General features: G+C 51.3%; 15 protein-coding genes. 3 read left to right on the top strand and 12 right to left on the bottom strand.

Annotation, left to right across the window (positions count from 1 at the left end; translation table 11 throughout):
* Nucleotides 1-52: 52 nt before the first annotated feature.
* The 6 genes from DL94_RS0106060 to DL94_RS0106035 all read right to left on the bottom strand — a co-directional run bounded on the left by DL94_RS0106060 (nucleotide 53) and on the right by DL94_RS0106035 (nucleotide 6,600).
* On the bottom strand, nucleotides 53-916 hold the full coding sequence (locus DL94_RS0106060; protein WP_028129395.1) for a ChbG/HpnK family deacetylase: 864 nt from the start codon (nucleotides 914-916) through the stop codon (nucleotides 53-55).
* Nucleotides 909-1,880, bottom strand: coding sequence for a glycosyltransferase family 2 protein (locus tag DL94_RS0106055; RefSeq protein WP_028129394.1), 972 nt, complete (start codon nucleotides 1,878-1,880; stop codon nucleotides 909-911). Before DL94_RS0106055 ends, DL94_RS0106060 begins: the two co-directional genes overlap by 8 nt.
* Nucleotides 1,881-1,897: 17 nt before the next feature.
* The gene (locus DL94_RS14360) at nucleotides 1,898-3,340 is read right to left on the bottom strand and encodes an ArnT family glycosyltransferase (protein ID WP_051586340.1); all 1,443 of its coding nucleotides are present in this window, start codon (nucleotides 3,338-3,340) and stop codon (nucleotides 1,898-1,900) included.
* A gap of 26 nt (nucleotides 3,341-3,366) precedes the next feature.
* Nucleotides 3,367-3,786, bottom strand: a complete 420-nt coding sequence (locus DL94_RS0106045) for a GtrA family protein (RefSeq protein WP_028129393.1) — start codon at nucleotides 3,784-3,786, stop codon at nucleotides 3,367-3,369.
* A gap of 168 nt (nucleotides 3,787-3,954) precedes the next feature.
* The gene (locus tag DL94_RS0106040; RefSeq protein WP_028129392.1) at nucleotides 3,955-5,661 is read right to left on the bottom strand and encodes a methyl-accepting chemotaxis protein; all 1,707 of its coding nucleotides are present in this window, start codon (nucleotides 5,659-5,661) and stop codon (nucleotides 3,955-3,957) included.
* 15 nt (nucleotides 5,662-5,676) lie between these two features.
* Nucleotides 5,677-6,600: a sugar ABC transporter substrate-binding protein gene (locus DL94_RS0106035; protein ID WP_028129391.1), complete on the bottom strand. Its 924-nt coding sequence runs from the start codon at nucleotides 6,598-6,600 to the stop codon at nucleotides 5,677-5,679.
* A 168-nt stretch (nucleotides 6,601-6,768) separates the two neighbouring features.
* On the opposite strand from DL94_RS0106035, the gene moaC reads away from it, so the two are divergent.
* Nucleotides 6,769-7,248 (top strand): cyclic pyranopterin monophosphate synthase MoaC, encoded by a 480-nt coding sequence (gene moaC, locus DL94_RS0106030; protein WP_028129390.1) that lies wholly within the window; start codon nucleotides 6,769-6,771, stop codon nucleotides 7,246-7,248.
* A gap of 86 nt (nucleotides 7,249-7,334) precedes the next feature.
* On the top strand, nucleotides 7,335-7,994 hold the full coding sequence (locus DL94_RS0106025; RefSeq protein ID WP_028129389.1) for a hypothetical protein: 660 nt from the start codon (nucleotides 7,335-7,337) through the stop codon (nucleotides 7,992-7,994).
* Nucleotides 7,995-8,085: 91 nt separating this feature from the next.
* Here DL94_RS0106025 and DL94_RS0106020 read toward each other — a convergent pair whose 3' ends face one another.
* On the bottom strand, nucleotides 8,086-9,453 hold the full coding sequence (locus tag DL94_RS0106020; RefSeq protein ID WP_028129388.1) for an amino acid permease: 1,368 nt from the start codon (nucleotides 9,451-9,453) through the stop codon (nucleotides 8,086-8,088).
* Nucleotides 9,454-9,648: 195 nt separating this feature from the next.
* Between DL94_RS0106020 and DL94_RS0106015 the strand changes: the two genes are divergently transcribed.
* Nucleotides 9,649-10,293, top strand: a complete 645-nt coding sequence (locus DL94_RS0106015; RefSeq protein ID WP_028129387.1) for a YigZ family protein — start codon at nucleotides 9,649-9,651, stop codon at nucleotides 10,291-10,293.
* Here DL94_RS0106015 and DL94_RS0106010 read toward each other — a convergent pair.
* The 5 genes from DL94_RS0106010 to uxaC all read right to left on the bottom strand — a co-directional run bounded on the left by DL94_RS0106010 (nucleotide 10,290) and on the right by uxaC (nucleotide 14,127).
* Nucleotides 10,290-10,850 (bottom strand): gamma carbonic anhydrase family protein, encoded by a 561-nt coding sequence (locus DL94_RS0106010; protein ID WP_028129386.1) that lies wholly within the window; start codon nucleotides 10,848-10,850, stop codon nucleotides 10,290-10,292. The two genes, DL94_RS0106015 and DL94_RS0106010, sit on opposite strands and share 4 nt — an antisense overlap.
* Before the next feature lie 38 nt (nucleotides 10,851-10,888).
* Entirely contained in the window at nucleotides 10,889-11,260 is a 372-nt protein-coding gene (locus DL94_RS15240) for a hypothetical protein (RefSeq protein ID WP_051586339.1), read from the bottom strand.
* An 88-nt stretch (nucleotides 11,261-11,348) separates the two neighbouring features.
* Nucleotides 11,349-12,125 carry a hypothetical protein gene (locus DL94_RS0106000; RefSeq protein WP_028129385.1) on the bottom strand — a complete coding sequence of 259 codons (777 nt, stop codon included), beginning with the start codon at nucleotides 12,123-12,125 and terminating at the stop codon, nucleotides 11,349-11,351.
* Between the two features lie 106 nt (nucleotides 12,126-12,231).
* Nucleotides 12,232-12,693, bottom strand: coding sequence for a YbjN domain-containing protein (locus tag DL94_RS0105995; protein WP_028129384.1), 462 nt, complete (start codon nucleotides 12,691-12,693; stop codon nucleotides 12,232-12,234).
* A 21-nt stretch (nucleotides 12,694-12,714) separates the two neighbouring features.
* The gene (gene uxaC / locus DL94_RS0105990) at nucleotides 12,715-14,127 is read right to left on the bottom strand and encodes a glucuronate isomerase (protein WP_028129383.1); all 1,413 of its coding nucleotides are present in this window, start codon (nucleotides 14,125-14,127) and stop codon (nucleotides 12,715-12,717) included.
* Nucleotides 14,128-14,157: the final 30 nt, after the last annotated feature.

The raw sequence follows: 14,157 nt of genomic DNA, 5'->3' as shown, positions 1-14,157 counted from the left end.
CGTATCACAAAACCCTTGCGTTGTACATAATATTCGCAAAAAAAATCCCCGCTCAGCGAGGATTTTGCAAGGCCGTATAATTGACCGGTTCTATGTCATTTTCCTGCAGCAGTTTCCCGACTGCAGGCGAGCAGCTGGCCTGATATTCCGCTATGTAATCATGGTCCCAGCCACTGATTTGCGCCAGCGTATCATTCTCCATACCGGGGTGCAGCATGACCTCCGTAATGCCCGGCGGAAAGTCCTGCGCCAGTTCCAGCAGGAACTGTTCATCCACAGCATCACCGGCCACCTTGCCGGCAAAGAACGCCGGTGTGGCAAAACCACGCCCCCGGGCCTGGGCTTTTCCCACCGCCGCCAAGGTCCACAACCCCAGACGGCCGATGATATCAGCCAGGCCGCCGCTGAAAAAAGCGCCCAAAGCCGCATGCACTTTCGGAATACGGACCCGGTAAATCCCTTTGGCGGCCAAAATATCCAGAACCACGGGAAAAATTCCCGGCAGAATGTGAATATGCTGATGACTGTCGGCATGCGTGGGCACCAGCCCGGCAGCCAGAAACTTATCCAGCTGCGCCGTCAGTTCCCGGCGCACATCAGCCAAATCTATTTTTCCTGTAAGGTACGCTTTCACAAAAGCATTATGCTGGGGATAAAACTTCCCCTCAGCTGTCACCAGCGAAGGAATTTCTGCCGGCGGCAGCACCGGATGGCCGTCCACCAAGGTAAAATGAATCCCCACGCCCAGCTCAGGATGAGCCTTGGCTAAAGCAACAGCTCCGTCAAAGCAGGGCTCGCCCGGCATCAGCGTCGCCGAACGCAAATAACCCTGGGTAACGCCTCTTTCCACGGCCTGGTTAATCAGCTCATGGCGTCCAAAATCATCGGCGTTAAGAATTAACTTCTTCTCACTCACCCAGTTCCACCTTCTCCACTTTGCGAGCTTTACCGTGGGTATAATCCCCACGCTTTTCCATAACCATATACAAGGGGCGGTTTTTTACTTCTTTGAAGATACGGCCCACGTATTCACCCATAACGCCCATCAACATAAGCTGCACACCGCTGAACAAGGCCACGCAGACCATGATGGTGGTCCAGCCCGGCAATACATTGCCGAGCAGGTATTCCACAATTACATGGGCAAACAGCAGCAGGCTGAACAGGGCACACAGGCTGCCCAGATAAAAGGCTATGCGCAGGGGCACTACCGAATAGCCCAAAATGCCGTCCATAGCCAGCTTGCTCATTTTTTTCACAGAGAACTTCGACGTCCCGGCAAAACGTTCCGGGGCCGTGAAGGAAACCTGCGCCTGACTAAAGCCCAGCGTACCTACCATGCCACGAATAAAACGGTCATGCTCCCGGTACTGGCACAGTGCATCACAGGCCTGTCTGTCCAGCAGACGGAAATCCGAACCGCCCGGATAAACCTCTGTTTCCGACATGGCATTAAGGAAACGATAGTAGTATTTGGAAGTCGTCTTTTTAAACCAGGATACACCTTCCGTCGCTTCCCTTATGGTCTGCACTACATCATAACCTTTTTCCCACAGGTCCAGCAGTGTCGGAATCAAAGCCGGCGGATGCTGCATATCACCGTCCATGGTAATGACCGCGTCACCTGTGGCATGGTCCATGCCGCAGGTGATGGCAATCTGATGGCCGCAGTTGCGCGACAGCAGCAAAGGCTTTACCCAGTCGTATTTATCCTGCAGCTTTTGCAAAACAGCCCGGCTGCCGTCACGGGAGCCATCGTCCACAAAGATAAGCTCATATTCATAACTCAGTTTAGCCATTACATCATAAATAGCCTGCGTAAAATGTTCCAGGTTAGCCTCTTCATTATATACAGGCACAACAATTGAAATGGTTTTCATAAAAACGTCATCTTCCTTTACTTAATAGCCTGTCGTGTATAAACTTCAAATTCTCCGCTCGCACCTACAAACTGCCACTCACCGGGGAAGGTACTTTCTACCGTCGCCCGTTTATCCTGGCCAGTCACCAATACCACCGGCTTATCCTGCGGCAGGTTATCATAGTGGAGCAAGGGCATTACATGCTTGGCCGTCCAGCCTTTGCCGGCTGTACGCTTGTCAATCAAAGCCTGAGAGGCCAGACGCATCGGCAGTTTTCCCGTATAGAAAGCCAGGGACGCCGGCTCGCTGTCGAGCAGATACAGCTGCGTATCTTCTGTCAGGCACGGTTTCACAATTTGGGCCACATCGCGCGCAGAATGCTCTCTCATTATCGGAGCCGCCACCAGGAACATCAGGACTACATAGCCCACGCCCATAACGGCTGCCATGCGGAAAAAGAGCTTTTCATGCTGCTTGAACCAGGCCACCATAAACAACGTTACCGGAATCATATAGGGGAACGTATAGCTGACGTATTTAGTCGCAAAACTCTGGAATACCACATAAACCGTCACTGCCCATAACAGCAGGAAACGCTCCCGGGGCATCTTCGGCAAAGACGGACGTTTGCGCCACCAGCTGCGCAGCTTGGCCGGCACAAAAACAAATGACCAGGGGAAAAAGCCCGCCAGGAAAATAAGAATGTAATAAAACCAGACATTATCCCGGGGGTGTTCGGACACCGTAGCCCGCAGTACGTTATGCACCCCGAAGAACAGCTTGATAAAGTCACTGCCATGCATGAGGTACATGGGCAAATACCACAGACTGATAACACCGAAGAACAATACAAAGCCCCCGGCAATGTGACGGTTAAACAACGCCTTAAAATCACGTTGCCAGATTAAAAACAGCATGATAATCAGCCCCGGCAGGCAGAGCCCCACAGGACCTTTAGTCAGCACCGCCACCCCGGCGGCGGCAAAGGCCGCATAATACCAGCGCGGCTTATGCTCCGTATAGCCCAGGTAAAAACCTATCAGCGTCAGGGACTCCGCCAGCAGCAGCGTGGTATCGGTAATCACAGCATGCCCCAAATACCAGAACTCCAGGGACAACATGGCCAGAATACCGGCAAACATACCCGTACGCTGGTCATAAATCCGCCGGCCGAACCAGTAAGTCAGCATGATGCAGGCCCAGGACATAATGGCCGGGAAGAACCGGGCCGCAAACTCCGTCAGGCCGAACATTTTAAACGCCACAATCAGTTCCACATAAAACATTATAGGCTTGTCATACCAATACTTATCGTAAATCCGCGGTGAAAAATAATCACCCGACAGCAGCATTTCCCGGGCCGTTTCCGCATAGTTGGACTCCACGGGGTCCGTTATCACCAGCATATTATTGCCGAACATATAGAGAACCAGCCAGGCCAGCGTCAGGCCGATGACTGTCTTTTTTTCCAAACTCATTCTCATCCTCCACCAATTATTCCTATCTATTCCTGTTTTTGCCGCCTGTCAAAGGCAAACCATTTGACCAGCAGATATGTGACGGGCATACCCAGTATAGCCGCCAGCAGGAAACTCACCAAAGGCGGCGCTCCCAGCCAGTTGAAGAACACCACCACGATTACATTTTCTATCAGCGCATTGGGAATATACGATATCATGAATTTTACATAGCGCTGCCAGGACAAAGGTTCCGGGAAAATCCACCAGCTGTTAAGGAAATATGCCAGCATATTACTCAGCAAATAACCCAGATTAAAAGCGATATTGCCATCGATATGCAGCAGCATCAACAGCATGGCAAACAGCGAACAGTCAAATGTGTTTATACCGCCCACAATGAGAAATTTCAAAAACGCTATGGTAAAAAATTCCTGACCGGCATTACGTAACCAGGCCTTGCTCACCGCACACTCCTCCTTTGCCTGTATAGTATAACAACAAAAATATGAAAAATAAAGGAAAAAGGCCCTAATCTCCCTATTTTAAACAATATCGTTCTCTATTTTATCACTTTTTATGTCTGCAAGCAAAAACCCAAGCCGATTATGGCTTGGGTTCTGTCTGTCACGCTTTTATAATTTAAATCTGGCCACCTGTTTTTGCAGGTTCTCCGTGCCCTTCTGGGACTCGTTGATTTTTTCGAGAATATCATTTGCTTTTTCGGCCACATCGGTGACTTTTTGCGCCACGGTGGTATTGCCCACCGCCCCTTCATGGGTAGCCTTAGCAATCTCTTCCATGGACTGGTTCATGATTTCCACAGACTCAATGAGTTCCTGCGAGGCCTTGTTGCTTTCCCGGGCAAAGTCATTGAGGTGCGCAGCGTCATCACGATAGCGGACGGCCGTTTCATTCATCATGTCATAATCCTTAGCAGCATTCTCGTCCATAAACTTCAGCAGGGAGAACGCACCTTCAGACAGATTCTGTACGGAGCCTGTTACCTTGCCCGTCAGTCCCTGTATCTTTTCGGCGGTATCATGAGACTGTTCAGCCAGTTTGCGGACTTCATCAGCTACCACCGCAAAGCCCCGGCCGTATTCACCGGCTCTGGCCGCCTCAATAGCTGCATTCAGGGCCAGCAGGTTGGTCTGTTCGGCAATTTCCGTAATATCCTGTGTCAGATGATTGATATTTTCCACGACCTTGGCCGATTCAATAGCCTCTTCCAAGGAGGTCTTGGTATCCGTATAAATTCTTTGTGCCTCGCCGCTGGATTCCTCCATAGCTGCTTTGAGTTTGCCGGCGCGCTCAGCAATTTCCACTGTGTAAGTCTCACTTTCAGCAGCGGCCTTGGCTGTAGCATGAATCTTTTCACTGAGATGGTCACTGAGATTTTGCAGGCTCGTAGTCGAGGCGGCAGTTTCTTCCATACCGGCTGCCATTTCTTCGGTTACGGCCGACATATCCTGGGCGCTGCTGTTCAAATCGCCCACCAGCAGCTGAACTTCGCTGACCATATTCGCACTGTTTTCCGCCTCATCGTGCACATTGCGCAGCACGCTCCGCAAGGACTGCTGCATTTTGGCCAAAGCCTGCACCACCATGCCCACTTCGTCCTGACGCTGTGCCAGGCCGGCCGGCATATCCTGTGTCAAATCGCCATCGGCTACAGCGTTTAAATGCTCAATGGATGTAGCCAGCGGACTGGCGATATTCTGGGCAATCAGGAAAGCTATCGCCACGCCGAGCAACAGGCCGAGCAGCACAATACCTACAAACACCTTGATAGCCAAAGCGTAGTTCGCGTTGTTCTCCTCAAACAGCATCTTGCCCTGCAGCACGTTATCCGGTGTCAGCACAGCTAAATTCGATGCAATAATGCTGGTCGTGGACAGGTTTTCAAAAATCTTTACCTTGTCAGCCGGCGTATTGCCCAAAGACTCTACGGCCTTGACCTTGCCCTCAACGATAGCCAGGTTCTTGTTCAGGCTTTCAATTGTTTCCTGAGCCCGGGGACTGCGGTCAATCTCCTTGACCTTTTCAATATCACCCTTAATGGCCCCCAGCCGTCCAGTGATATCAGCCAGAACGACCTTGCGGCTGTCAGCCGAAAAATCCTGCTGCAGCATATAAGCCACATCAACATCAATGCCGCGCAGCTGATTGTTGGCGTCATTCAGATACTGCGTGGTCATCAGATTGTAATTGTACATATCATCCAGTGCCTGTTTGGCCTGGGAGTTGGCAAAAATACCTACGGCTGCTACCACACAGGTAATCAACAGCATGATTCCCGAGAGCAGTAAAATTTTTACTCTGACGCTTAAATTTTCCATACTACTGCTCCCCCCTTACTTTACAAACTGGTTGATATTATCCTTGGTGATGGACGTGAAATTCACCACGCTGTCGCTGGGTGTCTTGCCGCTCAGGCAATCCTGCACCAGCTGGAAAGTTCCCTCAGCCAAAGCCTTGGGGTCCTGCTGTACCGTCTGGGCCATTTCGCCCTTTTTCACCAGCTGCAGGGCGCTTTCGACAGCGTCTACCCCGGATACCAGACAGCCATTTAAGCGTCCGGCATCACGCAGAGCCTGTACGGCACCGATAGCCATACCATCATTGGCGGCAATAACCCCGTCAATCTGCGGGAAAAGTTTCGTCCACAGGGTTACATTCTTCAGCGCGTCAGCCGTGCTCCAGTTGCCCACCGTGCTGGCCAGCAGCTGAATGTCCGGCCGCTTGTCCAGGCAAGCCTCCTTAAAGCCGGCTTTGCGTTCTTCACTGCCGGCAAAACCACTTTCGCCCTCAAGATACACCACCTTGGCATTAGGCGGCAAATTCTTGGCCATATATTCGCCCTGCATAATACCGGCCTGTCTTTCGTTGGCCATACAGGAAATAAATTTACCGCCATTCAGACCGCGATTCGTGATGACAATGGGAATACCGGCCTCATTGGCCTTTTCCACCACAGGCACGATAGCCGTACCGTCTACTGCCAGCAGCACAATCGCACCGGGTTTGGCCTCGATGGCCGCCTTCAGCTGGTCAATCTGCAAATTGGCATCGCCCTTGGCATCAAAGTATTCCACTTCAATACCGCTGCTCTTAGCCTTGGCATCAAAATTTGATTTAATCAGGTCAGTAAAAGCATCACCATCACGATGGCTCAGATAATACACCTTTCCTGAACTGCTGGTACTGCCACAGCCAGCCAGGCAAAATGCCGCAGCCAGCACCAGCAGCAACCCCCAGATAATTTTTTTGTTTTTCATATTCCTATCCCTCCTTGTAGATCTACCCCAAAAGATAAAGCTTACATCTTATCATTTCAGATTACTACTTCGACACAGAAAAAAAAAATCCTCTCCTCGTGCATACTTTTAAAGAACAAAAAATACTGCTAGAATGAAACTAATCTCAGTCTAAGGAGCTGATAATTTATGACAGAAATAAAATTAACACATTTTGACAAAAACGGGCAGGCACTGATGGTGGACGTCAGCGGCAAAGAAACTACCCACCGCACCGCCACAGCCTCCGGGCTTATTAAAATCAGTCCGGCCGTCTATGCGGCCATCGCCAGCGGGACGGCCCAAAAAGGTGACGTCCTGGGTGTAGCCAGAATCGCCGGCATTATGGCCGCCAAGAACACCAGCAATGTCATTCCCCTCTGCCACCCCCTGCCGCTGAGCAAGTGCAGCCTTGACTTTGAGCTGCTGTCTTCGCCCTGTGCTGTCAAGGCCACGGCTGTCGTCAAGGTCACGGGCCTCACCGGCGTGGAGATGGAGGCTCTGCACGCTGTCAGCGTGGCCCTGCTCACCATTTACGATATGTGCAAGGCCATCGACAAACGCATGGAAATCAGCGATATCCACCTCGACAACAAAACCGGCGGCAAAAGCGGCGAATTTATCCGCTAATCCTCCCAGCATAGCCGTGTAGTCTTTACCACCTGATGTGCCTATGCTACAATAATAATACTATTTATAATGCGGAGGCTTTCACCATGCTTTTATACATTCTCGCCGTCCTCGGACTAATTCTGTTAGGACTGCTGTACCGCTGGCTGCCCAATAAAAAAATATTTGCCTGCTTTTGTCTGACCTTGCTCATCGCCGGGGGAATCGCCTATAAATTCTGGCCCGTTCCTCAGGAAACGAAACCTGCTCCCATAACTGAGCAGGAACTGTATGAACTTCAGCAGCAACAGCAGATTTTTGCCGCCTGGTATGCAGATTATCAGCGCAACCTTGAGGAGCTCGACCGCAACTGGCAGTGGTATCACCATATCATCGAGAACTTCAAAGAAGACCAGATCAGCATTCAGACGACTTTCGTCCGCCTAAAGCAGCTGGACCAGGACAGCCAGAACCTCCGGGACCGCATTGCCCTGCATGCGCCGCCCATCGCCCTGAATGATGTCTGCTATGACCTGCTGACGGAGGTCATGAATAAAACCAACGCTTACGCCGAGGCTCAGTACCGCACGATTGCCCTGACCAGAACCGCCGCCGACCCGGCCAATCTCAAGACCGACAATCAGGCTGAGCAGAGCAAAATGCTCCAAACCATCATGATTCGCGAATCACCGGTAGGCCTCTATACAGCCCGGGAAATCTCCGCTATCCGTCAATATCTGGATATCCCCAAAGAAGACAACAAGTAAAAACAAAAAGTCCGGTATATCTTTTCTAAACGGCTTGACACCAAGCGCCTGTGAAAGGATATACCGGACTTAATTATTTATCTAAGTATTGTTAACGGGCCAGCGCGGCGCGCCTTTTCGCCCTTAATTTATACCAAACCATCGGGGCAATCAGCAGGGGCACACCTGTAAAGAACGCCTCCCGCAAGTCAGGCGTAAACGCCATAATCACCAGACAGATAACCTGCGACCAAATGCCGAACAGCGTCACATAAGGGAACAGCGGCGTCTTATACTGCAGCTTGTCCGCCGTACCGTCAGCAATCATAGCCTTGCGGCTGCGGTACTGACTCCAGCAGATGGAAATCCAGGCAATCGCGCCCGTAAAGCCCGACACTGCCAACAGATACGTATATATCACCGAATCGGGATTGAACGCATAGAGCATGATAACCGCCCAGCAGGCACAAATGGAAATCCAGATGGCCCGGGAGGGCATACCATTTTTATTCAGGCCGCCCAGACTCTTGGGCGCCATATCCATTTTAGCCAGGGCGTGCATAGCCCGGGCTGCGCCGTACAGGCCGGAGTTGGAACAGGAAATTGCAGCTGTCAGAATGACAAACGCAAAGAACGCCCCAAAGCCCGTAAAGCCATACTGGTTGACAGCCGCCGCAAAGACGCTTTCTTCCAGACTGGCCTTATCCCATGGCAAAATAGAAACCAGCAGGGAAATCGGAATAATGTAAAGCGCGATGATACGCCAGGTGACATTGCGCACGGCCACGGGAATACTTTTGGCCGGATTCTCACACTCACCAGCCGCCAGGCCGATGATTTCCGTACCCTGAAAGTTTACCAGAATAATGACCATCGTCAGCACAATGGACCAGTAACCGTTGGGGGCGAAACCGCCGCTGCCCAGCAGTACGCTGGTACCAATAAAGCCCTGCTCACCGATGACGCCCAGGCAAATCAGCCCGGCTACTATACTAAAGGCCACCAGCGCGATGATTTTTATCAACGCCAGCCAGGATTCACTCTCACCGAACTTATCGACATGAAACAGATTTATGCAGGTCACCAGCAGGCTGAAGAACACCGCCCACCACAACTGGCTCACTGCCGGCAAAAAAAGATTCATAATGATGCCTGCGGCAATCATTTCTGAAGGAACATAGGCCACCCATGTAACCCAATAGGCCCAGCCCACACCACAAGCCCAGGTTGGAGAAATATGCTCCCGGGCATAGGTGACAAAGGAACCGGAAATAGGTTTTTCTACGGCCAGCTCCGCCAGGCACAACATAACACACAGGACAATAAGCCCACCGAGCAGATACGCCAGCACTGCGGCCGGTCCTGCCTGCTCCAGGACATACCCTGTTCCGAGGAAATAGCCGCTGCCGATGACTCCTCCTAAGGAAATCAACTGCAGATGCCTGTTTTTCAGCCCTCTGTTCATTTTCGTTTCGTTCATGACCTTATTAACACAACCTTCCCAGCACCGCTGCCTGTTTGTGATTTGTATAGCCTCTGCCATCCGCGGCGCTTCAATTCATTACGTTAAGAATACTACAAAACTCCGGCAATTACCATATAAAATTTTATCATCAGTATCTTTTTCTCATGGTATAATGTTAGATGAAAAATTTGCACCAAAGCAGGAGGCCTTATGCATACCTACCGCACGATTAAAGAACAAGACGACCGTATCGAAACCCTCTATGAAATACAGAAATCAAAATTCATCACCCATCTGGCCCATGTCGAGTCCGAAGACGCCGCCCGGGAATTTATTCAGGCGATGAAAAAGCGCTACTTCGATGCCCGGCACAACTGTTCGGCCTATGTGCTCGGCGAAAACAGTGCCCAGCAAAAGTCCAATGACGATGGCGAGCCCGGCGGCACTGCCGGCAATCCTATTTTGGAGGCCATCAAAAAAAACGGGCTCACCAACATTGTCGTGGTGGTAACCCGTTACTTTGGCGGAATAAAACTGGGTGCCGGCGGCCTTATCCGCGCTTACTCCCATGCCGCTGTCTGCGGCATTGCCGCCGCCACCGTTCTGGAAATGACGCCCTTTGCCGAGCTGGCCGTCACCATTGACTATGACCTGCTGGCCGCCTGCGAACACTATCAGCGGCAAAATAATATCCGCAGTGCTGAGGCAGACTACAGCGATAATGTAACCTTAAACCTGCTGGTACCGCCGGCCGACGCCGAGTCCGTCACCGCAGACCTCACCAATCTCACCGCCGGCCGGGCCAAAATAAAACAGGGCGCTGAGAAACTCATCGCCCTGCCGGTAAATATTTAATCCAAAATCTTTTCGCCGTGATAAATCTCGCCGCCGATATCCGGCTTGGCCCCGTAGCCAATTGCCCATTCACATTTGTACTTGATGGCCTGGGCATGGATGACATCAATTCTGTCATGAGTGCGAATAACCTTGCCCGGCACACCTACCACCAACGAATTCGGCGGAATAACTTCATTTTCCTTTACCAGGGCCCCGGCCGCAATCACGGAACCGCGGCCTATTTTTGCGCCCGACAGCACCGTGGCGTTCATGCCGACCAGTACATGGTCCTCAATCTCACAGCCATGAATAACCGCACTATGGCCGATGGTCACATAGTCGCCAATAATGCAGGGATGTTCATCAGCCACATGCAGGCAGGTCAAATCCTGCACATTGGAACATTCGCCCACCTGAATGTAATTCACATCACCTCTGGCCACCACACCGGGCCACAGGCTGGAATACTTGCCGACACGAACATCACCAGCCAGGAACACCTGCGGAGCGACAAAGGCCTCCTCATGAATCTGCGGACGAATTCCCTGAAAAACATCACTATTTAGCGTATACATGAACATCCTCCTAAGTAACCTAAGTAAGATAAAATATATCAGCCATCATTAAGCTGACTTTTGGCCAGTTCCAAAATATCAGCCTGATTTTTTGTACGGTCGCCGGCAATGCGGGCTGCGATATCCTCAGGAGAACCTTCGTCTGCCGCCGGCCATTCCTCTTCTTCCCCAGGCTCGCCGGCTGATTCTTCCACGGGCTCACCGTCTGGTTCTGCCGCCGGTTCCTCAGCAGCCGAGGACAGTTTCCGCTGCCGTTTTTTTTCCTCCGCCAAGGCCTCTGCCTCCATCTCCTCCTGTGTCAGGTCTGAGCCCGGAGTTGCCACATAAAACGGTTTTACCGTGAGCATTTCCATTTCCATTTTATTGCCGCCACGATAAACCCGGTGTCCTGTCTGAATAGGTTCTGACATACGCTCTCCCCCTATCTTTCGCGCTTACATCTAACCTCATTTTCGACAGCATGCTAAAAAAATCCTGCCACAGGCCTCACGGCAAAAATTAAAAAATACGGCCACGCACATTACCGGTAAAGCGTTCGATTTCTTCCATAAAAGCCTTCCATTCATCGGGCATGGCTTCACCACGCAGCGTATAGCTCCCCTTGTCTTCAGAACCATCACGCCAGCTCAGTTTCCATTCCACCCGGGGCAGGAAATCATCGGTAACACCATCCTGCTGCACCTTCCATTCAGCAGCATGCTCCCCGATACGCTCCAACAGCAGCGGCACATTGCGCACGGAATCAAATGCGTGACGTTCCGTCCCCAAGCCCTGCTTATGCCGGGTAAACACCAGAATATGTTTTCCCCGGTTGATAATCAGCTTTTCTGTCAGTCCGATTTTTTTCTGCTTAGGCAGATAAATGCTGCCGCCAGGATTTTCGATGGTATCATGCAGGATTAACGCCACCTGCTCGAGCTGCCGAACCCGATGTATTTCCACACCGGGAATCTCATTCAGCAAATCGATAAACGCCGCCCAGCTGCCGGGATGAGCATTATCCCCCACAATCCGGCGCGAACCGAGCTTGGAATCCTTAAAATACAACCGCCACAGGCTGTGGACGGCCGGCGGCACCGGTGGCTGATAGCTGGCCCGCCAGGCGCTAAGGTGCAGCTTTTCCAAACGCCGCAGCCAACGGCGCCCCCCCTCGAGCAGGGCAAAATCCCCTTTGCCCTCCCCTTGGGACACCTTGTAATAGAGCTGCCGCTCCCGTACCTCTATATCAACTTGTAAGTTCATTTCCTCTAAAGAAAATTTCAATTCCTCCAGCAATCTGTTTCGGCCTCCATTCCCACAATTCAAGCTTTCCCATATATCATAGTAAAAAGCCCGTGGCAATGCAAGAAAATATTGCCACGAGCTTTCGACTATTTGTTATTTATTTTCCCCAAACCTGTCCCATAAACTCATCGTACACATCTTCCAAGTGCTGGACAAGCACGCTGAGCATCAGCTGTATCATCTTGCTGTCAAACGTATCATCTACAAACGGCAGGCAGATGTCCAGATAAACCTTGCCGTCCTTATGTAAATAATACTTAAAGCTCTTGTAGCGGGAATTTAATTCATTGAGATATTCCTTGATACGGACTTGTTTGTCCTCCGGCAGGCCGCTGATTATCTGCGTGCGGATAACCGTGAAAATACTCGTATCAATGAGTATGGCCATCGGCAGAATCTGTCCCCGGGTTTCAATCCGGGAACGGAACAGCACCGTAGCGTAATCATCGTCCATGGACTCTGTGCTGAACACATTGATGTTGTTCTCAATCAAAAACTCCTGAAACCGGACAGCCTTTTCATTGCTTTCCACACTTTTCTTCGTTGTTTTCTTCGGCATAGTCAAAATCCTCTTCTGTAATTAAAATGCAAAATAGCGGCAAGCATTGTTGTAGCTGATATCTTCCACTAATTTTCCCAGCGTCTTCATATCGGCAGGATACTCACCATTTTCCACCATATTGCCAATGAAATTGCACAAAATACGGCGGTAGTACTCATGACGTGAGTAAGAGAGCAGCGACCGGGAATCCGTCGGCGCGCCGATGGTATTGCCCAGCACGGAAACACTGGCCAACGTCGCCAGCTGTGCCTCTATGCCGGCCTTGTTGTTGTTGAACCACCAGGCCGCGCCCTGCTGCACCTTGCCCAGTACCTCTGAGCCGGTAAACGAAGGCAAAAGCGATGCGATAACGATATTATCCGCCGGATTCAGCGAGCAGATAATAGTCTTGGGCAGGCAGCCGGCCTTATCCAGCGCATCGAGGAACTTAGCCAGGCCCGGGGCGCAGTTATGCGTATCAACAGCGTCAAAGCCACTGTCAGTCCCCAAAGAGGCCAGCCGTGTCGAATTCGTATCACGCAGGGCCGAATAGTGCAGCTGCATGGTCCAGCCCCGGCGGGCGTATTCCTCACCTAAGAACATAAGCATTGCTGTCTTATACTGCTCCATGGCCTCCTTGGAGGGCTGGCCTTTGCCATTGATGACCTTGCCGACCACATCATCGAGTTCAAATTCTCGGGCCGGAACATAGGCCATATAAGGCAGGGACTGGTCAGCAATCTGACAGCCCTGGCTGGCAAAATAATCCAGACGCTTGACAACCGCGTCACGAATATCCTGCATGGTGGAGATATCGTCCATGCCGGCAGATTCCCCCAGCTCGTAACGCATGTAAGTATCCCAGCCGTCCACTTCGATATTCAGCAGACTGTCAGCACGGAAGGTGGGCAGCACCTTGGCCGGACATGTTCCCTCCTGCTGAATCTTTTTATGCCATTTCAGGTCAGAGGCCGGGTCGTCCGTGGTACAGATAACTTGAACATTGGACTGCTTGATAATGCCCTGCGCGCGCATTTCCGCGCTCAGCAAGCGTTCATTGCAGATATCCCAAATCTTTTCCGCATTTTCCCCGTTGAGCACCAGGTCACAGTCAAAGTAACGTTTCAGCTCCAAATGTGTCCAGTGATACAGGGGATTGCCAATAGCCCGGGACAGGCTTTCCGCAAAGTATTGGAATTTTTCCCGTGAAGAAACATCGCTGCCGGACACACAGCCCTCATCCACCCCGTTGCTGCGCAGCAAGCGCCACTTGTAGGTATCTGAGCCCAGCCAGGCCTGGGCAATATTGCGAAACTCACGGTTTTCCGCAATCTCCCGGGGATTGATATGACAATGATAGTCATATATCGGCATAAGGGCGGCATGTTCATGGTAAAGATGCCGTGCCGTATCTGTTTGCAACAGAAAATCTTCGTCCATAAAAGCTTTCATAATCTAACCTCCCACAACGCCCTTACACTT

The sequence above is a fragment of the Selenomonas sp. AE3005 genome (genome assembly GCF_000686945.1).
GTDB lineage: Bacteria > Bacillota > Negativicutes > Selenomonadales > Selenomonadaceae > Selenomonas_A.
This window is presented reverse-complemented; position numbering and strand designations above follow the sequence as displayed.

Coding starts and splice junctions, on each gene's coding strand:
- DL94_RS0106055 (WP_028129394.1), bottom strand. CDS start 1,880: ATGAAAACCATTTCAATTGTTGTGCCTGTATATAATGAAGAGGCTAAC.
- DL94_RS14360 (WP_051586340.1), bottom strand. CDS start 3,340: ATGAGTTTGGAAAAAAAGACAGTCATCGGCCTGACGCTGGCCTGGCTG.
- DL94_RS0106040 (WP_028129392.1), bottom strand. CDS start 5,661: ATGGAAAATTTAAGCGTCAGAGTAAAAATTTTACTGCTCTCGGGAATC.
- DL94_RS0106035 (WP_028129391.1), bottom strand. CDS start 6,600: ATGAAAAACAAAAAAATTATCTGGGGGTTGCTGCTGGTGCTGGCTGCG.
- moaC (WP_028129390.1), top strand. CDS start 6,769: ATGACAGAAATAAAATTAACACATTTTGACAAAAACGGGCAGGCACTG.
- DL94_RS0106025 (WP_028129389.1), top strand. CDS start 7,335: ATGCTTTTATACATTCTCGCCGTCCTCGGACTAATTCTGTTAGGACTG.
- DL94_RS0106020 (WP_028129388.1), bottom strand. CDS start 9,453: ATGAACGAAACGAAAATGAACAGAGGGCTGAAAAACAGGCATCTGCAG.
- DL94_RS0106015 (WP_028129387.1), top strand. CDS start 9,649: ATGCATACCTACCGCACGATTAAAGAACAAGACGACCGTATCGAAACC.
- DL94_RS0106010 (WP_028129386.1), bottom strand. CDS start 10,850: ATGTATACGCTAAATAGTGATGTTTTTCAGGGAATTCGTCCGCAGATT.
- DL94_RS15240 (WP_051586339.1), bottom strand. CDS start 11,260: ATGTCAGAACCTATTCAGACAGGACACCGGGTTTATCGTGGCGGCAAT.
- DL94_RS0105995 (WP_028129384.1), bottom strand. CDS start 12,693: ATGCCGAAGAAAACAACGAAGAAAAGTGTGGAAAGCAATGAAAAGGCT.
- uxaC (WP_028129383.1), bottom strand. CDS start 14,127: ATGAAAGCTTTTATGGACGAAGATTTTCTGTTGCAAACAGATACGGCA.